Origin of the sequence: Streptomyces sp. NPDC058052 (genome assembly GCF_042885515.1) — a bacterium.
GTDB lineage: Bacteria > Actinomycetota > Actinomycetes > Streptomycetales > Streptomycetaceae > Streptomyces.
Window position 1 is genome coordinate 102,846 of the sequence record NZ_JBHVRX010000009.1, and the last position, 23,133, is coordinate 125,978.

Genomic DNA, 23,133 nt, shown 5'->3' on the forward strand with positions numbered 1-23,133 from the left:
AATCCTGCGCATCGGGGCGGCGAAAAGGGCCCCCGCGGGGGCCCTTCCCGTCAGATGTCCCGAAGCGGAACGCCGCCTCAGCGGACCTCGCGGCCCGCTTCCCGCAGCGCGCCCTTGACCTCGCCGATCCGCAGATCGCCGAAGTGGAAGACGGAGGCCGCGAGCACCGCGTCCGCGCCCGCCTCGACGGCCGGAGCGAAGTCCGCGAGCTTGCCGGCGCCGCCGGAGGCGATCACCGGCACGGTCACGTGCCGGCGCACGGCCGCGATCATCTCGGTGTCGTAGCCGTCCTTGGTGCCGTCCGCGTCCATCGAGTTGAGCAGGATCTCCCCCGCGCCCAGCTCCGCGGCCCGGTGCGCCCACTCGACGGCGTCGATGCCGGTGCCCTTGCGGCCGCCGTGCGTCGTCACCTCGAAGGAGCCGGAGGGCGTGCGGCGCGCGTCCACGGACAGGACGAGGACCTGGCGGCCGAAGCGCTCGGCGATCTCCTGGATCAGCTCGGGGCGGGCGATGGCGGCCGTGTTGACGCCCACCTTGTCCGCACCGGCCCGCAGCAGCTTGTCCACGTCGTCCGCCGAGCGGACGCCGCCGCCGACGGTGAGCGGGATGAAGACCTGCTCGGCGGTGCGGCGCACCACGTCGTAGGTGGTCTCCCGGTTGCCGGAGGAGGCGGTGATGTCGAGGAAGGTCAGCTCGTCGGCGCCCTCGGCGTCGTACAGCTTGGCCATCTCGACCGGGTCGCCGGCATCGCGCAGGTTCTGGAAGTTGACGCCCTTCACGACCCGGCCGTTGTCCACGTCCAGGCAGGGGATCACTCGTACGGCGAGGCTCATGCCGCATCACTCCTGTACGCCTCGACCTCGACCTCGACGACCAGACGGGGGTCGACGAAGCCGGAGACGATGATCATCGAGGCGGCCGGGCGGACCGCGTCGAACAGTTCCTTGTGGGCGCGGCCCACCTCGTCCACGTCCCGCGCGTGGGTGAGGTACATGCGGGTGCGGACGACGTCCTCGGGGCCGAGGCCGAGCTGCTTCAGCGCGCCGAAGGCGACGTCGAAGGAGTTGCGCGTCTGCTCGTAGGGGCCGCCGTCGGCGATCTGGCCGCCGACCACCGAGGTGCAGCCGGAGACGAGGACGGTGCCGTTGGGCAGCTCGACCGCGCGGGAGTAGCCGAACTGCTCCTCCCAGGGGGCTCCGGTGACGACCTTGCGCACGGCCCCGGTCATGCCGACGCCACCGCCCGCAGGGCGTCCTCCAGGGTGAACGCCTCGGCGTAGAGCGCCTTGCCGACGATCGCGCCCTCGACGCCCAGGCGGGTGAGGCCGGCCAGGGCCCGCAGGTCGTCCAGGGAGGAGACGCCGCCGGAGGCGACGACGGGCTTGTCGGTGGCCGCGCAGACGTTCTTCAGCAGCTCGACGTTGGGACCGGTGAGGGTGCCGTCGCGGCCGATGTCGGTGACGACGTACCGGGCGCAGCCCTCGGAGTCGAGGCGGGCGAGCGTCTCGTAGAGGTCGCCGCCGTCACGGGTCCAGCCGCGGCCCTTGAGGGTGGTGCCGCGCACGTCGAGGCCGACGGCGATCCTGTCGCCGTACTCGGCGATGACCTTGGCGACCCACTCGGGGCTCTCCAGGGCGGCGGTGCCGAGGTTGACGCGGGTGCAGCCGGTGGCGAGGGCGGCGGCGAGCGAGGCGTCGTCGCGGATGCCGCCGGAGAGCTCGACCTTGATGTCCATGGCCTCGGTCACCTGGCGGACCAGCTCGCGGTTGTCGCCGGTGCCGAAGGCGGCGTCCAGGTCGACGAGGTGGAGCCACTCGGCGCCGGAGCGCTGCCAGGAGAGGGCGGCCTCCAGCGGGGAGCCGTAGGAGGTCTCGGTGCCGGACTCGCCGTGGACGAGGCGGACGGCCTGGCCGTCGCGGACGTCGACGGCGGGGAGGAGTTCGAGCACGCTGCTAGACGGCACAGTCACAGGGTTCCGATCCAGTTGGTGAGGAGCTGGGCTCCGGCGTCGCCGGACTTCTCGGGGTGGAACTGCGTGGCCCACAGGGCCCCGTTCTCCACGGCGGCGACGAAGGGCTCGCCGTGGGTGGCCCAGGTGACCTTGGGGGCGCGGATGTTGGGGTTGCCGACCTCCAGGGTCCACTCGCGCACCGCGTAGGAGTGCACGAAGTAGAACCGGGCGTCGGTGTCCAGGCCCGCGAAGAGCTCCGTGCCGGCGGGCGCGTCGACCGTGTTCCAGCCCATGTGGGGGACGACGGGGGCGTTCAGCGGCTCGACCGTGCCGGGCCACTCGTCCAGGCCCTCGGTCTCGACGCCGTGCTCGATGCCGCGCTCGAAGAGGATCTGCATGCCGACGCAGATGCCCATGACGGGGCGGCCGCCGGAGAGCCGGCGGCCGACGATCCAGTCGCCGCGGGCCTCCTTGAGCCCCTGCATGCAGGCGGAGAAGGCGCCGACGCCGGGGACGAGGAGTCCGTCGGCGTTCATCGCCTTCTCGTAGTCGCGGGTGATCTCGACGTCCGCGCCGACCCGCGCGAGCGCGCGCTCGGCGGAGCGCACGTTGCCGAAGCCGTAGTCGAAGACGACGACCTTCTTGGGGGTGCTCGTCGTCATGACCACACGTCCAGTCGCAGCACGCCGGCGGCGAGGCACATGGCGGCGCCGACGGAGAGCAGCACGATGAGGCCCTTGGGCATCTGCTGCTTGACGAAGGAGTAGATGCCGCCGAGCAGGAAGAGCCCGACGACGATCAGGATGGTGGAGAGACCGGTCACGGTTACAGCGCGCCCTTCGTGGACGGGAGGATTCCGGCGGCGCGCGGATCGCGCTCGGAGGCGTAGCGCAGGGCGCGGGCGAGCGCCTTGAACTGGCACTCCACGATGTGGTGGGCGTTGCGCCCGTACGGCACGTGGATGTGGAGCGCGATCTGCGCCTGGGCCACGAAGGACTCGAAGATGTGGCGCGTCATGGTGGTGTCGTACGAGCCGATCATCGGCGCCATGTTCTCCGGCTCGGTGTGCACCAGGTAGGGGCGGCCGGAGAGGTCCACGGTGACCTGGGCGAGGGACTCGTCCAGCGGGACCGTGCAGTTGCCGAAGCGGTAGATGCCGACCTTGTCGCCGAGGGCCTGCTTGAAGGCGGCGCCGAGGGCGAGGGCGGTGTCCTCGATGGTGTGGTGCGAGTCGATGTGGAGGTCGCCGTCGGTCTTCACGGTCAGGTCGAACAGACCGTGCCGGCCGAGCTGGTCCAGCATGTGGTCGTAGAAGCCGACCCCGGTCGACACGTCGACCTTTCCGGTGCCGTCGAGGTCGATCTCGACGACGACGGAGGTCTCCTTGGTGGTGCGCTCAACGCGGCCTACGCGGCTCATGCGTCCTGCTCCTTCTTCAGCTCACGAACCGCGTCGAGGAACGCGTCGTTCTCTTCGGGGGTGCCGGCGGTGACCCGCAGCCAGCCCGGTACGCCGTTGTCCCTGACCAGGACGCCCCGGTCGAGGATCTTCCGCCATGCCTCGTGGGAGCCCTCGGCTCCGTCGAAGCGTCCGAACTGGACGAAGTTGGCGTCGGACTCGGTGACCTCGTAGCCGGCCGCGCGCAGCTCGGCGACGAGGCGGTCGCGCTCGGCCTTGAGCTGCTCGACGTACCCGAGGAGGGTGTCGGTGTGCTCCAGGGCGGCGAGCGCGGTGGCCTGGGTGACGGCGGAGAGGTGGTACGGGAGGCGGACCAGCTGCACGGCGTCGACCACGGCCGGGTGGGCGGCGAGGTAGCCGAGGCGGAGTCCGGCGGCGCCGAACGCCTTGGACATGGTCCGGGAGACCACCAGGTGCGGCCGGCCCTCCAGGAGGGGCAGCAGCGAGTCCCGGTGGCTGAACTCCACGTACGCCTCGTCCACCACGACCAGCGAGGGCTTGGCGGCCTGGGCGGCCTCGTACAGCCGCTCCACGACCTCCGCCTCGACGGCGGTGCCCGTGGGGTTGTTGGGCGAGGTGACGAAGACGACGTCGGGCGCGTGCTCCGCGACGGCCGCCTCGGCGGCGTCGACGTCGATGGTGAAGTCCTCGTTGCGCGGGCCGGAGATCCAGCCGGTGCCGGTGCCGCGGGCGATCAGGGCGTGCATCGAGTACGAGGGCTCGAAGCCGATGGCCGTGCGGCCGGGTCCGCCGAAGGTCTGGAGCAGCTGCTGGAGGACCTCGTTGGAGCCGTTGGCGGCCCACACGTTCTCCCGGGCGACCGGGTGGCCGCCGGTGCGGGTGAGGTAGCGGGCCAGCTCGGTGCGGAGCTCCACCGCGTCCCGGTCGGGGTAGCGGTTGAGGCCGCGGGCGGCCTCGGCGACCCGCTCCGCGATCCGGGCCACCAGGGGCTCGGGCAGCGGGTAGGGGTTCTCGTTGGTGTTCAGCTGGACGGGGACGTCGAGCTGCGGGGCGCCGTAGGGCGACTGGCCCTTCAGCTCCTCCCGGATCGGCAGGTCGTCGATTCCGATCTTGTCGTACGCGTTCACTTGTTCTCGGGCACCTTCCAGCCGAACCTGGCCTTGATCGCGGCGCCGTGGGCCGGGAGGTCCTCGGCCTCGGCGAGGGTGACCACGTGGTGGGCCACGTCGGCCAGCGCGTCGCGCGTGTAGTCCACGATGTGCACGCCGCGCAGGAAGGACTGCACGGAGAGGCCCGAGGAGTGGCAGGCGCAGCCGCCGGTGGGCAGGACGTGGTTGGAGCCGGCGCAGTAGTCGCCGAGGGAGACCGGCGCCCAGGGGCCGACGAAGACCGCGCCCGCGTTGCGGACCCGGTCGGCGAGGGCGGCGGCGTCGGCGGTCTGGATCTCCAGGTGCTCGGCGCCGTAGGCGTTGACGACCGCGAGGCCGTCCTCCAGGTCGGTGACGAGGACGATCGCGGACTGCCGGCCGGCCAGGGCCGGGGCGATCCGGTCGTCGACGTGCTTGGCGGCGGCGACCTGCGTCTTCAGCTCGGCCTCGACGGCACCGGCCAGTTCCTCGGAGTCGGTGACGAGGACGGAGGCGGCCATCGGGTCGTGCTCGGCCTGGCTGATGAGGTCGGCGGCGACGTGCACGGGGTCGGCGGTGGCGTCGGCGAGGACCGCGATCTCGGTCGGGCCGGCCTCGGCGTCGATACCGATGCGGCCCTTGAGGAGGCGCTTGGCGGCGGCGACGTAGATGTTGCCGGGGCCGGTGACCAGGTCGACCGGGGCGCAGCCGGGCTCGTCGGCGGTGGACCCGGTGCCGTACGCGAACATGGCGATGGCCTGGGCGCCGCCGGCGGCGTAGACCTCGTCGACGCCGAGGAGGGCGCAGGCGGCGAGGATCGTCGGGTGCGGAAGGCCGCCGAAGTCCTTCTGCGGCGGGGAGGAGACGGCGATGCCCTCGACGCCCGCCTCCTGGGCCGGGACGACGTTCATCACGACGGAGGACGGGTAGACGGCGCGGCCGCCCGGCACGTACAGGCCGACGCGGTCGACGGGGATCCACTTCTCGGTGACGGTGCCGCCGGGCACGACCTGGGTGGTGTGGGTGGTGCGGCGCTGCTCCCGGTGGACGAGGCGGGCGCGCCGGATGGACTCCTCCAGGGCGGCGCGGACGGCCGGGTCGAGCTCGTCGAGGGCGCGGGCGAGCGCGTCGGCGGGGACGCGCAGGCGCTCCAGGCGGACGCCGTCGAACTTCTCCCCGTAATCGATCACCGCGGCCGCGCCATGATGCCGGACGTCCTCGCAGATCGGCCGCACCTTCTCCAGGGCGGCTTCCACGTCGAACTCGGCACGGGGCAGCAGGTCGCGCAGGGCGGAACCCTCGGGGAGGGTCTCGCCGCGCAGGTCGATTCGAGAGATCACGGGTCAATTCTCGCAGACGGCCCTCCGGCCCCGGACGTCCGTATCACTGGCTGATACGTGGCTTGCTGCACGTTGATACGCGCCACAGTGGCGTCTCCTCGCCACTCCTGACCGTTAGCGTTCAGCCCATCACAGTGCGGGAAGAACGACTGTACGAATCCACGACTCCCGGACGGCGGAGTGGTGGGAGCGCATCGGGGAGAGCGAGGGGGCGGCAGTGACCGAGCCGCACGAGGACGGGATGCCGGACGGTCTCACGGGCCCGGAGCGGGCCGTGTGGCAGGCGTTCCGGATCGGCAGGACCTGCGATCTGACGGAGGGGGTGCCGGAGCGGGACGACCCGTTCGGGGAGCTGCCGTGGGGGCCGGAGCGGAGCGTGCGCGCCGACGTGGTGGCGGCGCTGCTGCTCGACGGGCCGACGGCCCGGTCGGGCCGGGTGGCGGCGCTGAAGCTGCGCGGGGTGCGGATCACCGGCGTGCTGGACCTGGCGGGCGGGTCCATAGCGCCGTACGTGGAGCTGCACGGCTGCCGCTTCGACGGCGAGGTGGTGCTGCCCGAGGCCCGTTTCGGGACGCTGCGGATGGTCGGCTGCGCGCTCCCCCGCCTGGAGGCGGCCCGGCTGCACACGGAGGGCGATCTGCACCTGCCCCGCTGCCGGGTGGGGCGGGGCATCCGGCTGACGGACGCCCAGATCGGCACGGACCTGCTGATCAACCAGATCCAGGTGTGGCCGGACGGGCGCGGCCGGGCGATCACCGCGGACGGCATGGTGGTGGCGCAGGACGTCCAGGCGGAGCTGATCGAGACGCACGGCGAGGTCAGTCTGCGCGGGGCGAAGGTCGGGGTCTCGCTCAGCCTGCGCGGCAGCGTGCTGCGCGCGGCCCAGCGCCGCCGCGCGCTGAACGCGCCGCAGCTGACGGTCGAGCGCACGCTGTACCTCAACGCGGCCTGGGTGTACGAGGGCGGCGGCGGCTCCACGGCGACCCCGCCGTACGGCGTGGCGCCGGTCCAGGACGCCCGCCGCAAGCCGGCCGAGTTCCACGGCGGGGTGCGGCTGGACGACGGCCGGTTCGGGGACGCGGTGGACCTGAACCACGCCCGCTTCCTGCTGAGCGGGGCGCGCCGGGAGGAGCTGTCGCTGCGCCGGATCGTCACCCCGGAGCTGCGGTTCAACGGGGAGCGCCCGGAGGAGGGCCGGGTGGTGCTGAACGGGGCGCGGGTGGTGACGCTGATCGACCTCTCCACCAGCTGGCCGGACCCGGGCGGCCTCGCGATGAGCGGGTTCGTCTACGAGAACCTGGTGCCGTACGGGCACTTCCCGCTGGCCCGGCGGATCGAGTGGGTGGCGGCGGCGACCCCGGAGTACGCGCCGGAGCCGTACGAGCGGCTGGCGACCGTGCTCCGCAACAGCGGGGAGGACGCGGACGCCCGGGAGGTGCTGCTCGCCAAGCAGCGGCGCAGACGGGAGACCCTGCCGATCGCCGGGAAGCTGTGGGGGTACGTGCAGGACTGGACGGTGGCGTACGGCTACCGGCCCGGCCGGGCGGCGCTGTGGATGGCGGTGCTGTGGGCGGCGGGCACGCTGGCCTTCTCCCGGTACGAGCCGGTGCCGATCAAGGAGGGCGAGGGCCCGGCGTGGAACGGCACGCTGTACGCCCTGGACCTGCTGCTGCCGGTGATCACGCTCGGCCAGGACGGCTACTGGCGGCTGGAGGGCGGCTGGCAGTGGGCGGCGGCGGTGCTGATCCTGCTCGGCTGGATCCTGGCGACGACGGTGGCGGCGGGCGCGACCCGGCTGCTGCGGCGGGGGTGACGCACGGGTTCCCGCCCCCGGGGTGCGAGGTGCGTGACGACCGGGGGGAGACCGGGTGAGATCCGGGTGAAGGGAGGCCCTCACGGCACGTCCGGAGGGTCCCCCGGTGGGAAGATACGTCCTGCCATGTCCTTCCTCCGCGCCCTGGTCGGCACCGTCCGTTCGGCCCGGCACGCCCCGCGTCTCGCCGCCGGGCTGACGCCGGACGACGACGTGTTGCTGGACGCCCCGGACGGGCGGCTCGCCCCCGCTCTGGTGGCGGCCGCGCTCGGCGATCCGGAGCCCGCGGCGAAGCTGCTCGCGACCACCCGGGACGCCGGCGACTGGGAGGACCGGGACCGTTACGTGGGGCGGCTCGCCACCTTCGCGTACAGCCGCGGCGAGTGGCTGGACCGGTGGGAGGAGGCCGCGCCGCGGGACCCCGACGCCCTGCTGGTGTCGGCGCAGCTCGCGGTGCGCCGGGCCTGGGAGTCGCCGGCCCGCGCCGAGCGGCTGCGCGAGCTGGACCCGCTGCTGCGGCCGCTCACCGAGGAGGCCGGGCGCGACCCGGTGCCGTGGCGGCTCGCGCTGGACCACGCGCGCGGGGCGCACGCCGGGCACGCGGTCTTCGAGCGGCTGTGGGAGCAGGCCCTGCTCCGCTCCCCGCACCACTACGGCTGCCACGTCGCCGCGCTGAAGTACCTGTCGGCGCAGTGGTACGGCTCGCACCGGGCGGCCTTCGACTTCGCGGAGCAGGCGGCCGACGACGCGGCACCGGGCTCGCTGGTGCGGGCGCTGCCGGTGCGCGCCGCCTACGAGGGGCTGCGTCCGCTGCCGGGAGCCGGGCGGGCACCCGCGCCGGGGCCGGCCGCGGACGGGTCGCGGATCGACCGGGCCGCGGACCGGGGCCGGGCGCTGTCGGCCTCGTTCGCGGCGGGCGACCCCTGGCCGGCCGAGGTGCGGAACCTGCTGGCGTACGTCCTGGTGGAGCGGGGGCGGTGGGAGGACGCGCTGGCCGAGTTCGGCCGGACGGGACCGTACGCGACCTCCTTCCCGTGGGCCGTCGGCGGCCATGATCCGCTGCGTCGCTTCCTGGCCACCAGGGACCGGGCACGGGCCGAGGTGGCGCGGCGGACCCCGCTGTGGGAGCGGGCTCGCGGGATCCCCGGACGGAGCGGTGCGCGCGGCCATTAGGCTTGGCCGCTGTGACCACCGCTCGCCTGCCCCTCTTCCCGCTCAACGCGGTGCTGTTCCCGGGCCTCGTGCTGCCGCTCAACGTCTTCGAGGAGCGGTATCGCGCCATGATGCGCGCGCTGCTCGACATCGACGCCTCCGAGCCGCGGCGGTTCGCCGTGGTCGCGATCCGGGACGGGTACGAGGTCGCGCCGACCGCGCCCGGGATGCCGGACCCGACGGCGCTGCCGGAGAAGGGCCCGGCCGCGGGCTTCGGACCGGATCCGCTCAGGAGCTTCCACCCGGTGGGCTGCGTCGCGGACGCGGCGAGCATCCGTCAGCGGGCGGACGGCTCGTACGAGGTGATGGTCACCGGGACCACCCGGGTGCGGCTGCGCGCGGTGGACGCGAGCGGCCCCTTCCTCACCGCCGAGACCGAGGAGCTCCCCGAGGAACCCGGCGAGGAGGCGGAGGCGCTGGCCGAGGGCGTGCTGCGGGCCTTCCGCGCCTACCAGAAGCGGCTCGCGGGGGCGCGGGAGCGGTCGCTGACGACCTCGGAGCTGCCCGACGACCCGTCGGTGGTCTCGTACCTGGTCGCCGCGGCGGCCATGGTGGACGTGCCGACGAAGCAGCGGCTCCTGGAGGCGCCGGACACGACGCTCCGGCTGCGCGAGGAACTGGCGCTGCTGCGCGCGGAGACGGCGGTGCTGCGGCACCTTCCGTCGCTGCCGGCGGTGGAGCTGACCCAGGCGCCCACGTACCCGAACTGACCGACCGAGGGAACCGAGGACGTCCCGGTGGCGAAGAAGAAGCAGAAGAACGGCGGCGGCACCCCGGCGACGGTGGCGCTGGCCGCGGCCGGCACGGCGTACACCCTGCACGCGTACGAGCACGACCCGGCCACCCCGTCGTACGGCGAGGAGGCGGCGGAGGCGCTCGGCGTCACCCCCGACCGGGTCTTCAAGACGCTGGTGGCGGACGTCGACGGGGAGCTGACGGTGGCGGTGGTGCCGGTCGCCGGGCATCTGGACCTGAAGGCGCTGGCGTCGGCCGTCGGCGGCAAGCGGGCCGCGATGGCGGACCCGGCGGCGGCCGAGCGGACGACCGGCTACGTCCGGGGCGGGATCTCCCCGCTGGGCCAGCGCAAGCGGCTGCGCACCGTGCTCGACTCCTCGGCGTCGGAGCACGGGACGATCTGCGTCTCGGCCGGCCGGCGGGGTCTGGAGGTCGAGCTCTCCCCCGCCGACCTGGCCGCGCTCACCTCGGCGGTGCTGGCCCCGATCGGCCGCGGCTGACCGGAGGCGCTCAGCGCTTGGAGGTGTCCCAGGGGCCCGGCTCCGGGTCGCGGGGGCCGAGGACGCCGGTCAGGAGCAGGTGGACGACCATCGCGGCGAGCGGCCACGCCAGCATCGCCGCGGCGCCCATCTGGAGCTTCAGCGGGGCGTCGAAGACGACCTCGGGGCCGACGGCCTTGGCGTGGGCGATCACGTCGGCGGTCGGGCCCAGCTTCGTCCCCAGCCACCAGGCGAGCAGCGAGCCGAGGACGCCGCCGGCGGCGAGCCCCAGGACGAGCGGGACGCCGCCCTTGCGCCGGGCGAGGAAGACGACGAGTCCGGCGACCGCGCCGAAGGCGAGGGCGAGGAGGACGAAGGTGCCGTCGGCGCCGATCGCGGCCTCCCCCTCGGAGTCCCGCAGATAGACGCCCTTGCCGTCGGAGATCAGCTGGACCGAGGGCGCGAGCCACACCCAGAGCACCCCGAGCACCGCACCGGCGATCGCGGAGGCGGCCGTCACCACGAGGCCCTGGACGACCTCGGCCCCGGTGATCGGGTCACCGGCCGGGCCCTGGTGGGACGGGGGCGGCGGGGGCCATGCGGGATCGTTCGGCGGCTGCTGGGGAGGCGTCAGGGGTGCGGTCACCCCGCCATCGTGCCAGGTGTGCCTGTGGCCCGCCTCAGCGGACCGCGGCCCTGCGGTAGGCCCAGGTCGCGACGGCCAGCGAGAGGACGCCGACGGCTCCGCAGACGGCCAGGTCGAGGGCGACGGCCGCCCAGTCGGGGTGCCGGTCGAAGGCGCGGCCCAGGGCCTCGACGCCGTACGTGGAGGGCAGCAGGTCGCGCGCCCAGCCGATCGGCGCCGGCATCCGCTCGGCCGGCAGCACGCCGAGGAGCAGCGCGGCGGACATGCCGAGCTGGCCGAGGAGGGTGGCCAGTTCCTGGCGGGGGGCGAGGAGTCCGAGGGCGGCGCCGAGCCCGGAGAGGGCGGCGCCGGAGAGCGGGACGACGGCGGCGAGCAGCCACAGGTGTCCGAGCGGCAGGCCGAAGAGGACGGCGCCGGTGACGGCGGTGACGAGCGTGCCGGGGACGGTGAAGGAGGCGTAGGCGCCGGCGGCGCCGAGCACCACGGCGGCGGGCGGCACGGGCAGGGTGGCGTAGTGGTCGAGGCCGCCGCCGGCCCGGAGCTGGCCGAAGTACTGGGCGAGCAGGTTGAGGGCGACGAAGGCGACGACGAGGACGGTGGAGCCCGCCACGACGGCGCGGGCCTCGGAGCCGCCGTCGACGACCCCGCGCATCAGGATCATGATCCCGATGGACTGGAAGGTGGCGACGAAGAGCAGCGGGATGCGGGCGACCCGGGCCCGGCTGAGCTGCGCCTTGTAGACGGCGGCGAGGGAGGGCAGCAGCCGGGCGGGCGGGGCGAGCGGCGCGGCCTCCCCGGCGTCACGGGCCGGTGCGGCCGGCACGCCGGCCGGCAGGGCCTCGGCGGGCAGGGTGCTCAACGCGGACAGCTCCTGGGGGTGACGTGCGGTACGTGGGGGGTCACGCCGGTGGCGGGGCGCCCGGGGTCGGTTCCGGGGGTGCGGGAGGGGTTCACGCCTTCACCAGCCCCTCGCGGGCGGCTCCGCCGAGGGCGAGGTAGACGTCCTCCAGGCTGGGCGTGGCGAGGGTGAAGTCGTCGAGGGCGGCGAAGGCGGCGCCGCCGGTGACGGCGGCGACGGCGGCGCGCGCCGCGTCGGGGGCGAGGCGGAGGACCCAGCGGCGGCCGGTCTCCTGGGCGAGTCCGCGGAGCGCGGCGACCTCGGGGAGGGCGAGCGGGGCGGACTCGCGCCACAGCAGCTCGACGCGGACCTCGCCGGCGACGCGGTCCTTCAGCCCGGCGGGGGTGTCGCAGGCGATGACCCGGCCGCGGTCGAGGACGGCGACCCGGTCGAGGACGGTCTCGGCCTCGATGACGTTGTGGGTGACGAGGAGGACGGTGGTGCCGTGCTCGGCGCGGCGGCGGTCGACGGCGGCCCAGACGGCGCGGCGGGCGACCGGGTCCATGCCGGTGGTGGGCTCGTCGAGGACGAGCACGGGCCGGTGGCCGACGAGGGCGGTGGCGAAGCAGGCGAGCCGGCGCTGGCCGCCGGAGAGCTTCTTGAGGGGGCGGCCGGCCAGCTCGGCGAGGCCCAGCTCGTCGAGGACGGCGTCCCGCTCGGCGCGGGCCTCGGAGGCCGCGAGGCCGCGCAGCCGGCCGGTGGTCTCGGCGGCGAGGGCGACGGTCAGCTCGTCGAGGGCGGTGGACTCCTGGCCGAGGTAGGCGAGGAGGCGGGCGGCGCGCTCTGGGTGGCGGACGAGGTCGTGGCCGAGGAGCGTGACGGAGCCGGAGTCGGGGCGCATCAGCCCGGTCAGCTGGCGGACCAGGGTGGACTTGCCGGCCCCGTTGGGGCCGAGCAGGCCGAAGATCTCGCCGCCGCGCACGTCGAGGCTGATCCCGTCGGTGGCCCGCACCTCGGGGGTCGCCGGCGCTCCGCGCCCGCCGCGCGTGGCGGGGTACGTCTTGACCAGGTCCCGCACCACGCACACCGTACTCACGGGGGAAGAGCCTACGGGGTCGCCGGCCCCGGTCCGGGCGCGGGGGCGTGTTCGGCGGCGGCGCGGACGTCGATCTCGCGCCAGAATCCGGCCCGGATGGCGTAGCGGTCGTGCTCGTCGATCTGGTCGTCCTTGTGGGCGAGGAGGCCGAACCGGGCGGCGTAGCGGAGGAGTTCGCCGTCGATGCGGTGCGGGATGCGGGGGTAGAGGACGGAGAGCCGCTGGACGTGGCTCTGTTCGGGGAGCCGCTCCAGCCACCGCCGGGCGAACACCTGTCCGACCTCGAAGGGGTCGCCGCCGACGGTGGTGATGTCCTCCTCGCGGTCCGCCCAGCGCTGCTCGGCGCTGGTGAGCTGGGCGAGGGTGGGCAGCGAGGCGGTCTCGGGCGGCTCGCCGAGGGCCGTCGCGGGCCGCTCGACCCAGCCCCGGTCGGAGGACCAGCGCAGGGCGCTGGCCGGCTGGGGCGCCGCGGGGTGCGGGGCGGCGGTGGGGCGGAGCCCGGCGAGGTCCTTGGGGGTGGGGACGGCCCGGCCGGCGCCGGGGGCCGGGACGGCGGGCGCGTGGCCGTCGGCGGAGGGCGCGGGAGCACCGTCGGGGCCCGGCCGGCCGTCGCGCACGGCGGCCGCGGCGGCCTCCGCGGCCCGTTCGGCGGAGGCGAGGGCGGCCTCCGGCAGCGGCGCGGAGAGGATGGCGGCGATCTCGGGGCGGGGCACGGGCGGCGGGGCGCAGACGCCGGTGAGGTCCTTGGCGCGGACGGCCCGGGTGATCCAGGTCCGGTCGAGGACCCGGCGCTCGTCGGCCTCGGCGACCAGGTCCTCGGACTGGTTGTAGTCGCCGTCGGCGGCCTGGACGGCCCAGAGGTGGACGGCGACGCCGTGCTCCTTGGCGGACATCAGGCCGGGGAGCAGGTCGCCGTCGCCGGTGACGAGGACGATGTCGGTGCAGGCGCGGTTGCGGGCCAGCTCGGTGAGCTCGGTGTGCATGGCCGCGTCGACGCCCTTCTGGGCCCAGCGGCCGTCGCTGCGGGTCAGGGCGCCCAGCCGGACGGTGACCCGGGGCATCACGCGGAGCCGGCGGTGCTCGGGCTGGGGCACCCGGTCGGGGGCGCCGTCGAACCAGTAGATCCGCAGCAGCGGGAGGCCGGTCTCGGCCTCGGCCCGTTCCCTCAGCTGCTGGACGAGTCCGGCGTGGTCCACGCTGATGCGGGAACGGGCCGGTTCTCCGGCGAGCAGGCTGGCGGCGGCCCCCAGCAGATAGCCGGCGTCCACCAGGACGACGCATCGGTCCACGTGCTCCACCCTCTTTCGGATCTCGGCCGGATCGGGATCTCAGGTGTTCCGGGTTCCGTCGAGTCTGCCCGACGCCCCGGGGGTTGACGGCCGGAACTGGATCATCGGCGTGGCGGAGCCGGGACCCGCCTCCGCGCGGAGCGCCCTCACGCACCGTAATGATCCAACATGCGGCGGTTTCTCCCGTGTGTGAGTCTGACAGCGGCCCTGGCCCCTAGATCCCTTCGAGGAGGCATCATCCCCATGGCCAAGAACCGCAACCAGAACCGTCAGAAGCAGCAGTCGTCGCCGGCCGAGCGCGGTGCCCAGCAGGCGCAGCAGTCGTCGATGGAGTCCCAGGCCGAGAGCCGTGCGTCCCAGGTCACCCCCGGTGACATGGCACGGAAGGGCCGTCAGAAGCGCTTCGGCCACAACTGACGCCCGGAAGACGGCAAAGGGGCGCGCCCGTGACGACGGGCGCGCCCCTTGCGCGTGTGCGCGGCCGGCCTGGGCCGTCGCTTCCGGATCCTGCCGGGCTCGCGGACTATCCGGCCAGGCAGGAGGGGCCGAGCAGCACCTTCAGGTCGCCGAAGAGAGCGGGGTCGGCCGTCACCCGGTGCCGGTCGAGGCGGAGCACGGTGGTGGAGCGGGGGCCCTGGAGCTTGATCCGCACCTCGGTGTTGCCCTTGTGGTGGCGGAGGATCTCGTCCAGACGGCTCACCATCGGCGGGGTGACCTTGAGGGCCGGGATGGTGAGGATCACCGGGGCGTTGGTCCCGGCGTTGGAGAGGTCGGGGACCATCAGCTCCATGGCGACCAGCCGGGGGACGTCCTCGCGCTTGTCGAGCCGGCCCTTGACGAAGACGACGGCGTCCTCGACGAGCTGGGTGGAGACCAGCTGGTAGGTGGCCGGGAAGAACATGCACTCGATGGAGCCGGCGAGGTCCTCGACGGTGGCGATCGCCCAGGCGTTGCCCTGCTTGGTCATCTTCCGCTGGAGACCGGAGATGATGCCGCCGATGGTGACGACCGCGCCGTCGGAGTGCTCGCCGCCGGTGAGCTGGGAGATGCCGGCGTCGGTCTTGTCGGAGAGGACGTGCTCCAGGCCGAAGAGCGGGTGGTCGGAGACGTACAGACCGAGCATCTCGCGCTCCTGCGCGAGCAGGTAGGTCTTGTCCCACTCGTCCTCGGTGAAGGTGACGTCGAGGCCGAAGCCGGGCTCGCTGCTGTCCTCCTCGCCCATGCCGCCGAACAGGTCGAACTGTCCCTCGGCCTCCTTGCGCTTGACCGCCACCACGTTGTCGATCATGGGCTCGTGCTGGGCGACGAGGCCCTTGCGGGTGTGGCCCATGGTGTCGAAGGCGCCGGCCTTGATCAGCGACTCGATGGTGCGCTTGTTGCAGACGACGGCCTCGACCTTGTCGAGGAAGTCCGGGAAGGACGCGTACTTGCCCTTCGCCTTGCGGCTCTTGATGATCGACTCGACGACGTTGGCGCCGACGTTCCGGACGGCGGTGAGGCCGAAGAGGATGACGTCGTCGCCCTGGGCGGCGAAGTTCGACTCCGACTCGTTCACGTTCGGCGGGAGCACCTTGATGCCCATGCGGCGGCACTCGTTGAGGTAGACCGCGGACTTGTCCTTGTCGTCCTTGACCGAGGTCAGCAGGCCCGCCATGTACTCGGCGGGGTAGTTCGCCTTGAGGTAGGCGGTCCAGTAGGAGACCAGGCCGTACGCGGCGGAGTGCGCCTTGTTGAAGGCGTAGCCGGCGAAGGGGACCAGGACGTCCCAGAGGGCCTGGATGGCCTCGTCGCTGTAGCCGTTCTTCTGGGCGCCGGCCTGGAAGATCGTGAAGTTCTTGGCCAGCTCGTCGGGCTTCTTCTTGCCCATCACGCGGCGGAGGATGTCGGCCTCGCCGAGCGAGTAGCCGGCGATGATCTGCGCGGCCTTCTGCACCTGCTCCTGGTAGACGATCAGGCCGTAGGTGACCGCCAGGACCTCCTGGAGGGGCTCCTCCAGCTCCTTGTGGATCGGCGTGATCTCCTGCTGGCCGTTCTTGCGCAGGGCGTAGTTCGTGTGCGAGTTCATGCCCATCGGGCCCGGGCGGTAGAGCGCGGACACGGCGGAGATGTCTTCGAAGTTGTCGGGCTTCATCAGGCGCAGCAGGGAGCGCATGGGGCCGCCGTCGAACTGGAAGACGCCGAGGGTGTCGCCGCGCTGGAGCAGTTCGAAGGTCTTCGGGTCGTCGAGCGGCAGGGCCAGGAGGTCGAGCTCGATCCCCTTGTTGGCCTTCACCATCTTGACGGCGTCGTCCATGATCGTGAGGTTGCGCAGGCCGAGGAAGTCCATCTTCAGCAGGCCGAGCGACTCGCACTGCGGGTAGTCCCACTGCGTGATGGTGACGCCGTCGGTGTGCCGCACCCAGATCGGGGCGTGGTCGACGATGGGCTCGCTGGACATGATCACGCCGGCGGCGTGCACGCCCATCTGGCGGACCAGGCCCTCGACGCCCTTGGCGGTGTCGATGACCTTCTTCACGTCCGGCTCGTTCTCGTACATCGCCCGGATCTCGCCCGCCTCGCTGTAGCGCGGGTGGGTCGGGTTGGTGATGCCGTCGAGGTCGATGCCCTTGCCGAGGACGTCGGCGGGCATGGCCTTGGTGAGCCGGTCGCCCATGGCGTACGGGTAGCCGAGGACGCGCGCGGAGTCCTTGATCGCGTTCTTGGCCTTGATCTTGCCGTAGGTGCCGATCATGGCGACCTTGTCGGCGCCGTACTTCTCGGTGACGTAACGGATCACCTCGACGCGCCGGCGCTCGTCGAAGTCGATGTCGACATCGGGCATGGAGATGCGCTCGGGGTTGAGGAAGCGCTCGAAGATCAGGCCGTGCGGGATGGGGTCGAGGTCGGTGATGCCCATGGCGTACGCGACGATCGAGCCGGCCGCGGAGCCTCGGCCGGGGCCCACGGCGATGCCCTGGCTCTTGGCCCACATGATGAAGTCGGCGACGACGAGGAAGTAGCCGGGGAAGCCCATCGAGATGATGGTGTCCATCTCGTACTCGACCTGCTTCATGCGGTCCTCGGGGATGCCGCCGGGGAAGCGGCGCTCCATCCCCTTCATGGTCTCCGCGCGGAACCAGGTGACCTCGGTGTAGCCCTCGGGGATGTCGAACTTCGGCATGAGGTTCTTGGCCTCGAACATGCCGGTGGTGTCGATCTGCTCGGCGACCAGGAGCGTGTTGGCGCAGCCCTCCTGCCAGGCGTCCGAGGAGTCGACGGCGTACATCTCGTCCGTGGACTTCAGGTAGTAGCCGGTGCCGTCGAACTTGAAGCGGTCCGGGTCCGAGAGGTTCTTGCCGGTCTGGATGCAGAGCAGGGCGTCGTGGGCGGTGGCCTCGTGCGCGTAGGTGTAGTGCGAGTCGTTGGTGACCAGCGGCGGGATGCCGAGCTTCTTGCCGATCTCCAGCAGGCCGTCGCGGACCCGGCGCTCGATCTCGATGCCGTGGTCCATCAGCTCCAGGAAGTAGCGGTCCTTGCCGAAGATGTCCTGGTACTCGGAGGCCGACTTCAGGGCCTCGTCGAACTGGCCGAGGCGCAGCCGGGTCTGGAGCTCGCCGGAGGGGCAGCCGGTGGAGGCGATCAGGCCCTCCGACCACTGCGCGATGGTCTCCTTGTCCATCCGGGGCCACTTCTGGAGCCAGCCCTCGGCGTAGGCGTCGGAGGAGAGCTTGAAGAGGTTGTGCAGTCCGGTGGAGTTCGCCGCCCAGATCGTCTTGTGGGTGTAACCGCCGGAGCCGGAGACGTCGTCCCGCTTCTGGTGCGGCTGGCCCCACTGGATCTTGCGCTTGTTGCGCCGGGACTCGGGGGCGACGTACGCCTCGATGCCGATGATCGGCGTGACACCGGACTTCTTGGCGGTGTGGAAGAAGTCGTACGCGCCGTGCAGGTTGCCGTGGTCGGACATGGCGATATGGGTCATGCCCATCTCGTTGCACGCGTTGAACATGTCCTTCAGCCGCGCGGCACCGTCCAGCAGGGAGTACTGGGTGTGGACGTGGAGGTGCGTGAAGGGCGGCTTGGTCACGGGGGGTGCCTCCGGCGATGCTGCGATCTTCTGGGGAGCGACCCCCAGGCCCCCGCTCTCCGGGGGGACAGCCTCGAAGTCTACGTCGGACGAGTGACACGAGGGGGGCACTGACGGCTAGGGTCGCGCGTTGGGTGAGGTGGAACACCTGCCCCTTTTGTCATGACCAGTCCCGCCACCAGGAGGCACGCTCGATGTCGGTCCCCCAGCACACCGCCGCCGAGCGCGGTGAGCAGATCCTCACCGTCTTCGACACCGCCTTCGGCGAGCTGCTCGCCGCCGACCCGGCGGCCTTCCGGGTCAAGTTCCGGAAGATGGCCGCTTCCGCGTTCGCCTTCTACCGGGGCACCGCCTGCCTCTTCTACAAGGACCTGGAGCGGGAGGCCCACGGGGGCCCGTTCCTGGACGAGCGGACCGGCCGGGTGTGGATCCACGGCGATCTCCACGCGGAGAACTTCGGCACCTACATGGACGCCAACGGACGCCTGATCTTCAACGTCAACGACTTCGACGAGGCGTACGTGGGCCCCTTCACCTGGGACCTCAAGCGGCTCGCCGCCTCGCTCGCCCTGATCGGCTACACCAAGGCCCTCGCCGACGAGCAGATCACCCACCTGGTCCGGGTCTACGCGGCGGCCTACCGCGAGCGGATCCACGCCCTGGCCACCGGCGCCAAGGGGGAAGAGGCGCCCGGCTTCACCCTGGAGACCGCCGACGGCGCGCTGCTGGGGGCGCTGCGCGAGGCCCGGGCGATGACCCGCTTCGGGCTGCTCGACTCGATGACCGAGATCCGGGAGTACGAGCGCCGCTTCACCCCGGGCGGCGGATCGATCGAGCTGGACGCGGCGACCCGCTTCAAGGTGCTGACGGCCTTCGACGGCTATCTGGAGACCCTGCCGGAGTCGAGCCTGGTCCGCCCGGACTCGTACCGGGTGAAGGACGTGGTCGGGCGGCGCGGGATCGGCATCGGCTCGGCCGGCCTCCCCTCGTACAACGTCCTCCTGGAGGGGCACAGCGACGCCCTGGAGAACGATGTCGTGATCTACCTCAAGCAGGCGCAGACCCCCGCGGTCTCGCGGCACGTCACGGACCCGGCGGTGCGGGGCTGGTTCCGGCACGAGGGGCACCGCACGGTGATCTCGCAGCGGGCGCTCCAGGCGCACGCCGACCCGTGGCTGGGGTGGACGGAGCTGGACGGCGCCGGGCAGCTGGTCGCCGAGGTGTCGCCGTACGCGGTGGACCTGGACTGGTCGGACATCGACGACCCGCGGGACATCGCGGCGACCGTGGCCGACCTGGGCCGGGCGACCGCGACCATGCACGCGGCGGCGGACGAGTCCAGCGGCCTCTCGCTGGTGCCGTTCTCCACGGAGCGGGCCATCGACGCGGCGATCGCGGCCGACGAGGAGGGCTTCACCACGCTCCTGGTGGACTTCGCCCACGCGTACGGGGCACGCGCGCGGGCCGACCACCAGATCTTCGTGGACCTCTTCCGGAACGGCCGGATCCCGGGGCTGTAACCGGATCCACAGCTCCTCCTTAGGGGCCCCTTATGACCCGTCGTGGCAGACTCGTCCGACGATGGACATGGCAGGGACGCGGCTGAGGGCGCTGCGGGCGGCGGTCTTCACGGCACTGGTCGTGACGCTGTCCGTGGCTTCCCATGTGCTGCTCTCGCAGGTGCCGCTGCCGCTGGGCACGGTCGTGCCGGTCGCCGCCGGTGTCTTCGCCGTGGCGTACGCGCTGGCCGGCCGGGAGCGCGGCTTCGGCCCGATCGCGGGGCTCCTCGTCCCGCTGGAGCTGGCCGCCGACACGCTCTTCACCTCCGGCCAGACGGTCTGTTACGGCCCCGCCGGAGGGCCCGTCGCCGGGGCGCTGCGCTCCTTCGGGGTGGAGGTGTTGTGCGGCGGGGCCGTCGGCGCGCCGCTGCCCGGGGTCGTGGCGCCCGAGGGCGGCGCCTCGGCCGTGCTCTCCTCCCCCGATCCGGCGCTGCCGTGGCTGCTGCTCGGCGCCCATGTGCTGGTCGGCCTCTCGGCCGCCTGCTGGCTGCGCGGCGGGGAGCGGGCGCTGGTGCGGCTGCTCGGCGCGGTGGCGGCCTCGGCCTTCCGGCCGCTGGAGCTGGTGGCGGCCCTCGCGGGCGCGGACCGCCCGGTGGCGGCGGGCCCGGCGCGTCCGGCGCCCCGCCCGCGCCCGTCGCGTACGCGGCTGCTCGTGCACTCCGTGGGGCGGCGGGGACCGCCGCGGGGACCGCTCGCTCTCGTCTGAGCGCACGGTCCCAGGTCCCCCCTTTTTTCTTCACGGAGATTCACGATCATGAGTGCACGCAACAACCAGGCCAACAAGGCTGCCGCCCGCGACCGTCTGCGCGCGGAGCGCGAGGCGCAGGCGAAGAAGGAGCGCGCCCGCCGGCAGCTGATCGTCGGCGTCTCGGCGGTGGCCGTGCTCGCCGCCGCCGGCGGCATCGGCTACGCGGTCGTCCAGGCCAACCAGCCCACCGCGTGGGAGACCGCGGCCGACGCGAAGACGATCACGGCCCCGAAGAACACCGAGGGCGAGAACGGCACGACCGTCGTCGTCGGCAAGGAGTCGGCGAAGAAGACCCTGGAGCTGTACGAGGACTCGCGCTGCCCGGTCTGCGCGACCTTCGAGCAGTCGGTCGGGTCCACCGTCGAGAAGGACGTCGAGGCCGGCAAGTACAAGGTCAAGTACGTCGGCGCGACCTTCATCGACGACATGGACCAGGGCGAGGGCTCGAAGAACGCCCTGTCGGCGCTGGGCGCGGCGCTCGACGTCAGCCCGGAGGCGTTCCTGAAGTACAAGGCCGCCCTCTACTCCGCGCAGTGGCACCCGGAGGAGAGCGAGGACAAGTTCGCCAAGGACGCGTACCTGCTGGAGGTCGCGGACACGGTCCCGGCGCTGAAGGGCAACGCCGCCTTCAAGAAGCACGTGGAGGACGGCACCTTCGACGCCTGGGCGATGAAGATGTCGAAGACCTTCGACGAGAGCGGGGTGTCGGGCACGCCGACGCTGAAGATGGACGGCAAGACCCTGACCGCCGAGGGCTCGCAGAACCCGCCGCTGACGGCCGAGGAGTTCAACGCCGCGCTGACCCCGGTCCTCGGGGGCTGACCACCGTCCTCGTTCCCCCGGCCGGCGGCGGCCGGGGGGACGGACGGGACAACCGGATGACGGCGGCCGGGGGGACGGACGGGGCAACCGGATGACGGCCTTCCGGAAAACGTCGTGATCGGCGGGCGAATCCCGGGAGAACTTTTCGCTTCTGCCTGTCAACCTTTCGTACCCGTCAGTAATCTGACTGGCCGTGACCAGTCACTCCATAACCCCTGCCCCCACGCGGCGCACGGTCGTCAAGGCCGCCGCCGTCACCGCCGTCGCCACCCCCGCGCTGCTCGGCGCGGCCGCGCCGGCCCTCGCGGACGCCCCGGCGCCCGCCTTCCTGCACGGCATCGCCTCCGGCGACCCGCTGCCCGACGGCGTCCTGCTGTGGACGCGCGTCACCCCCTCCCCCGAGGCCGTCCCCGGCTCCGGGCTCGGCGCGGACGTCCGCGTCGACTGGGAGGTGTCCGAGGACCGCGCCTTCACCCGGATCGCCGCCTCGGGGTCGGCCACCACCGGCGCCGCCGCCGACCACACGGTCAAGGCCGACGTCCGCGGTCTGCGCCCGGCCACCGTCTACTTCTTCCGCTTCACCGCCGGCACCACCGTCTCGGCCACCGGCCGGACGCGCACCGCCCCGGCCGCCGACGCCGCCACGCCGGGCGTCCGCTTCGGCGTGGTGTCCTGCGCCAACTACGAGGCCGGCCACTTCTCCGCGTACCGCCACCTCGCCGGCCGCGCCGACCTGGACGCGATCCTGCACCTGGGCGACTACATCTACGAGTACGCGAGCGGCGTGTACCCGGAGGCGAAGGACACCGTCCGCACGCACGAGCCGCGCCACGAGATCGTGTCGCTGGCCGATTACCGCACCCGGCACGGCCGGTACAAGACGGACCCGGACCTCCAGGCGCTGCACGCGGCCCACCCCGTGGTGGCGATCTGGGACGACCACGAGTTCGCCAACGACGCCTGGACCGGCGGGGCCGAGAACCACACCCCCGGCGCCGAGGGCGACTGGGCCGCCCGGGTGGCCGCCGCGAAGCGGGCCTACTTCGAGTGGATGCCGGTCCGCACCTCCACCGAGGGCACGGTCTTCCGGCGGATCCGCTTCGGCAGGCTGGCCGATCTGCACCTGCTGGACCTGCGCTCGTTCCGCTCCGCCCAGGCGAAGACCGGCTCCGGCACGGTCGACGACCCGGACCGCACGCTCACCGGCCGGGCGCAGCTCGACTGGCTGAAGTCCGGCCTGGCCGGTTCGGACGCCTCCTGGCAGCTGGTCGGCACCTCGGTGATGATCTCGCCGGTCGCCTTCGGCTCGCTGCCGGCGTACCTGCTCGAACCCCTCGCCGAGCTGCTCGGGCTGCCCACCGAGGGGATCGCGGTCAACGTCGACCAGTGGGACGGCTACACCGACGACCGCAAGGAGCTGCTGGCGCACCTGAGCTCCCGGGCGATCAGGAACACCGTCTTCCTGACCGGCGACATCCACATGGCGTGGGCCAACGACGTGCCGTCCAAGGCGGCCACGTACCCGCTCTCCGCCTCGGTGGCCACCGAGTTCGTGGTCACCTCGGTGACCTCGGACAACCTGGACGACCTGCTGAACGTGGCACCGGGCACCCTCTCGGTGGTGGCCTCGGGCGCGGTGAAGGCGGCCAACCGGCACGTGAAGTGGGTGGACATGGACCACCACGGGTACGGCGTCCTCGACGTGACCGCCGAGCGCTCCCAGATGGACTACTACGCGGTCTCCGACAAGCGCGATCCGGCCGCGACGGCCGCCTGGACCCGCTCCTACCGGACGCTCAGTGGTACGCAGCGTGTCGAGCGGGTGTACCAGCCGGTCGTCTGACCGTCGATTTTCAGCCATGATCCTCCGTGTTAACGGAAGATCACATGACTACGGCGGGTGGTGGATCCGGCCTCTCGAATCCGGACACACCACCCGCCATGGGCACGGCTTTCGTTACGTCACCGTCTCAAACTCCGGAAGCGGCGCAAGAATT

General features: G+C 72.7%; 22 protein-coding genes. 9 read left to right on the forward strand and 13 right to left on the reverse strand.

Features of this window, described 5'->3' with window-relative positions; all coding sequences use genetic code 11:
- Nucleotides 1-77: 77 nt before the first annotated feature.
- Genes hisF through hisD form a run of 8 tightly spaced genes read right to left on the reverse strand, consistent with a single transcriptional unit; the run spans nucleotide 78 to nucleotide 5,836 of the window.
- The gene (gene hisF / locus ACFVU3_RS15220) at nucleotides 78-833 is read right to left on the reverse strand and encodes an imidazole glycerol phosphate synthase subunit HisF (protein WP_390066361.1); all 756 of its coding nucleotides are present in this window, start codon (nucleotides 831-833) and stop codon (nucleotides 78-80) included.
- A complete protein-coding gene (locus ACFVU3_RS15225; RefSeq protein ID WP_390066362.1) occupies nucleotides 830-1,228 on the reverse strand; it encodes a RidA family protein in 399 nt (132 codons plus the stop codon). Before ACFVU3_RS15225 ends, hisF begins: the two co-directional genes overlap by 4 nt.
- Nucleotides 1,225-1,962, reverse strand: coding sequence for a bifunctional 1-(5-phosphoribosyl)-5-((5-phosphoribosylamino)methylideneamino)imidazole-4-carboxamide isomerase/phosphoribosylanthranilate isomerase PriA (priA, locus tag ACFVU3_RS15230; protein WP_390066363.1), 738 nt, complete (start codon nucleotides 1,960-1,962; stop codon nucleotides 1,225-1,227). The genes ACFVU3_RS15225 and priA overlap by 4 nt, the downstream gene beginning before the upstream one ends.
- A gap of 2 nt (nucleotides 1,963-1,964) precedes the next feature.
- Nucleotides 1,965-2,612 carry an imidazole glycerol phosphate synthase subunit HisH gene (gene hisH, locus ACFVU3_RS15235; RefSeq protein WP_390066364.1) on the reverse strand — a complete coding sequence of 216 codons (648 nt, stop codon included), beginning with the start codon at nucleotides 2,610-2,612 and terminating at the stop codon, nucleotides 1,965-1,967.
- Nucleotides 2,609-2,773: a hypothetical protein gene (locus ACFVU3_RS15240; RefSeq protein WP_189850151.1), complete on the reverse strand. Its 165-nt coding sequence runs from the start codon at nucleotides 2,771-2,773 to the stop codon at nucleotides 2,609-2,611. The genes hisH and ACFVU3_RS15240 overlap by 4 nt, the downstream gene beginning before the upstream one ends.
- Nucleotides 2,774-2,775: 2 nt before the next feature.
- Nucleotides 2,776-3,369 carry an imidazoleglycerol-phosphate dehydratase HisB gene (gene hisB / locus ACFVU3_RS15245; RefSeq protein WP_030205445.1) on the reverse strand — a complete coding sequence of 198 codons (594 nt, stop codon included), beginning with the start codon at nucleotides 3,367-3,369 and terminating at the stop codon, nucleotides 2,776-2,778.
- Complete coding sequence (locus ACFVU3_RS15250; RefSeq protein WP_390066365.1) at nucleotides 3,366-4,496, reverse strand: histidinol-phosphate transaminase; 1,131 nt, start codon at nucleotides 4,494-4,496, stop codon at nucleotides 3,366-3,368. Before ACFVU3_RS15250 ends, hisB begins: the two co-directional genes overlap by 4 nt.
- Entirely contained in the window at nucleotides 4,493-5,836 is a 1,344-nt protein-coding gene (gene hisD, locus ACFVU3_RS15255; RefSeq protein WP_390066366.1) for a histidinol dehydrogenase, read from the reverse strand. Before hisD ends, ACFVU3_RS15250 begins: the two co-directional genes overlap by 4 nt.
- Nucleotides 5,837-6,053: 217 nt before the next feature.
- Between hisD and ACFVU3_RS15260 the strand changes: the two genes are divergently transcribed.
- From ACFVU3_RS15260 to ybaK, 4 genes are all read left to right on the forward strand, one after another.
- Nucleotides 6,054-7,649, forward strand: a complete 1,596-nt coding sequence (locus ACFVU3_RS15260; protein WP_390066367.1) for an oxidoreductase — start codon at nucleotides 6,054-6,056, stop codon at nucleotides 7,647-7,649.
- A gap of 126 nt (nucleotides 7,650-7,775) precedes the next feature.
- Nucleotides 7,776-8,822 carry a hypothetical protein gene (locus tag ACFVU3_RS15265; RefSeq protein WP_390066368.1) on the forward strand — a complete coding sequence of 349 codons (1,047 nt, stop codon included), beginning with the start codon at nucleotides 7,776-7,778 and terminating at the stop codon, nucleotides 8,820-8,822.
- An 11-nt stretch (nucleotides 8,823-8,833) separates the two neighbouring features.
- On the forward strand, nucleotides 8,834-9,571 hold the full coding sequence (locus ACFVU3_RS15270; protein ID WP_390066369.1) for an LON peptidase substrate-binding domain-containing protein: 738 nt from the start codon (nucleotides 8,834-8,836) through the stop codon (nucleotides 9,569-9,571).
- 27 nt (nucleotides 9,572-9,598) lie between these two features.
- The gene (gene ybaK / locus ACFVU3_RS15275; protein ID WP_390066370.1) at nucleotides 9,599-10,096 is read left to right on the forward strand and encodes a Cys-tRNA(Pro) deacylase; all 498 of its coding nucleotides are present in this window, start codon (nucleotides 9,599-9,601) and stop codon (nucleotides 10,094-10,096) included.
- Between the two features lie 10 nt (nucleotides 10,097-10,106).
- Here ybaK and ACFVU3_RS15280 read toward each other — a convergent pair whose 3' ends face one another.
- The 4 genes from ACFVU3_RS15280 to ACFVU3_RS15295 all read right to left on the reverse strand — a co-directional run bounded on the left by ACFVU3_RS15280 (nucleotide 10,107) and on the right by ACFVU3_RS15295 (nucleotide 13,953).
- Nucleotides 10,107-10,721: a DUF2567 domain-containing protein gene (locus ACFVU3_RS15280; RefSeq protein ID WP_390066371.1), complete on the reverse strand. Its 615-nt coding sequence runs from the start codon at nucleotides 10,719-10,721 to the stop codon at nucleotides 10,107-10,109.
- A 34-nt stretch (nucleotides 10,722-10,755) separates the two neighbouring features.
- Entirely contained in the window at nucleotides 10,756-11,580 is an 825-nt protein-coding gene (locus tag ACFVU3_RS15285; RefSeq protein ID WP_390066372.1) for an ABC transporter permease, read from the reverse strand.
- Between the two features lie 91 nt (nucleotides 11,581-11,671).
- Nucleotides 11,672-12,646 carry an ABC transporter ATP-binding protein gene (locus ACFVU3_RS15290; protein ID WP_390066512.1) on the reverse strand — a complete coding sequence of 325 codons (975 nt, stop codon included), beginning with the start codon at nucleotides 12,644-12,646 and terminating at the stop codon, nucleotides 11,672-11,674.
- Nucleotides 12,647-12,666: 20 nt separating this feature from the next.
- On the reverse strand, nucleotides 12,667-13,953 hold the full coding sequence (locus ACFVU3_RS15295; protein WP_390066373.1) for an NYN domain-containing protein: 1,287 nt from the start codon (nucleotides 13,951-13,953) through the stop codon (nucleotides 12,667-12,669).
- 234 nt (nucleotides 13,954-14,187) lie between these two features.
- Between ACFVU3_RS15295 and ACFVU3_RS15300 the strand changes: the two genes are divergently transcribed.
- A complete protein-coding gene (locus ACFVU3_RS15300; RefSeq protein WP_383822428.1) occupies nucleotides 14,188-14,361 on the forward strand; it encodes a hypothetical protein in 174 nt (57 codons plus the stop codon).
- Between the two features lie 106 nt (nucleotides 14,362-14,467).
- Here ACFVU3_RS15300 and dnaE read toward each other — a convergent pair whose 3' ends face one another.
- A complete protein-coding gene (dnaE, locus tag ACFVU3_RS15305) occupies nucleotides 14,468-18,007 on the reverse strand; it encodes a DNA polymerase III subunit alpha (RefSeq protein WP_390066374.1) in 3,540 nt (1,179 codons plus the stop codon).
- A 194-nt stretch (nucleotides 18,008-18,201) separates the two neighbouring features.
- On the opposite strand from dnaE, the gene ACFVU3_RS15310 reads away from it, so the two are divergent.
- From ACFVU3_RS15310 to ACFVU3_RS15325, 4 genes are all read left to right on the forward strand, one after another.
- The gene (locus ACFVU3_RS15310; RefSeq protein ID WP_390066375.1) at nucleotides 18,202-19,527 is read left to right on the forward strand and encodes a DUF2252 domain-containing protein; all 1,326 of its coding nucleotides are present in this window, start codon (nucleotides 18,202-18,204) and stop codon (nucleotides 19,525-19,527) included.
- Between the two features lie 61 nt (nucleotides 19,528-19,588).
- Nucleotides 19,589-20,272 (forward strand): hypothetical protein, encoded by a 684-nt coding sequence (locus tag ACFVU3_RS15315; RefSeq protein ID WP_390066376.1) that lies wholly within the window; start codon nucleotides 19,589-19,591, stop codon nucleotides 20,270-20,272.
- A 48-nt stretch (nucleotides 20,273-20,320) separates the two neighbouring features.
- Nucleotides 20,321-21,136: a DsbA family protein gene (locus tag ACFVU3_RS15320; RefSeq protein WP_390066377.1), complete on the forward strand. Its 816-nt coding sequence runs from the start codon at nucleotides 20,321-20,323 to the stop codon at nucleotides 21,134-21,136.
- Nucleotides 21,137-21,329: 193 nt separating this feature from the next.
- Nucleotides 21,330-22,979, forward strand: a complete 1,650-nt coding sequence (locus tag ACFVU3_RS15325; protein WP_390066378.1) for an alkaline phosphatase D family protein — start codon at nucleotides 21,330-21,332, stop codon at nucleotides 22,977-22,979.
- Nucleotides 22,980-23,133 lie beyond the last annotated feature (154 nt).

Excerpts from the sequence above, each read along its gene's own strand:
- ACFVU3_RS15315 (WP_390066376.1), top strand. The coding sequence starts at position 19,589 with ATGGACATGGCAGGGACGCGGCTGAGGGCGCTGCGGGCGGCGGTCTTC.
- ACFVU3_RS15310 (WP_390066375.1), top strand. The coding sequence starts at position 18,202 with ATGTCGGTCCCCCAGCACACCGCCGCCGAGCGCGGTGAGCAGATCCTC.
- ACFVU3_RS15265 (WP_390066368.1), top strand. The coding sequence starts at position 7,776 with ATGTCCTTCCTCCGCGCCCTGGTCGGCACCGTCCGTTCGGCCCGGCAC.
- ACFVU3_RS15300 (WP_383822428.1), top strand. The coding sequence starts at position 14,188 with ATGGCCAAGAACCGCAACCAGAACCGTCAGAAGCAGCAGTCGTCGCCG.
- ACFVU3_RS15320 (WP_390066377.1), top strand. The coding sequence starts at position 20,321 with ATGAGTGCACGCAACAACCAGGCCAACAAGGCTGCCGCCCGCGACCGT.
- hisF (WP_390066361.1), bottom strand. The coding sequence starts at position 833 with ATGAGCCTCGCCGTACGAGTGATCCCCTGCCTGGACGTGGACAACGGC.
- hisH (WP_390066364.1), bottom strand. The coding sequence starts at position 2,612 with ATGACGACGAGCACCCCCAAGAAGGTCGTCGTCTTCGACTACGGCTTC.
- ACFVU3_RS15225 (WP_390066362.1), bottom strand. The coding sequence starts at position 1,228 with ATGACCGGGGCCGTGCGCAAGGTCGTCACCGGAGCCCCCTGGGAGGAG.
- hisB (WP_030205445.1), bottom strand. The coding sequence starts at position 3,369 with ATGAGCCGCGTAGGCCGCGTTGAGCGCACCACCAAGGAGACCTCCGTC.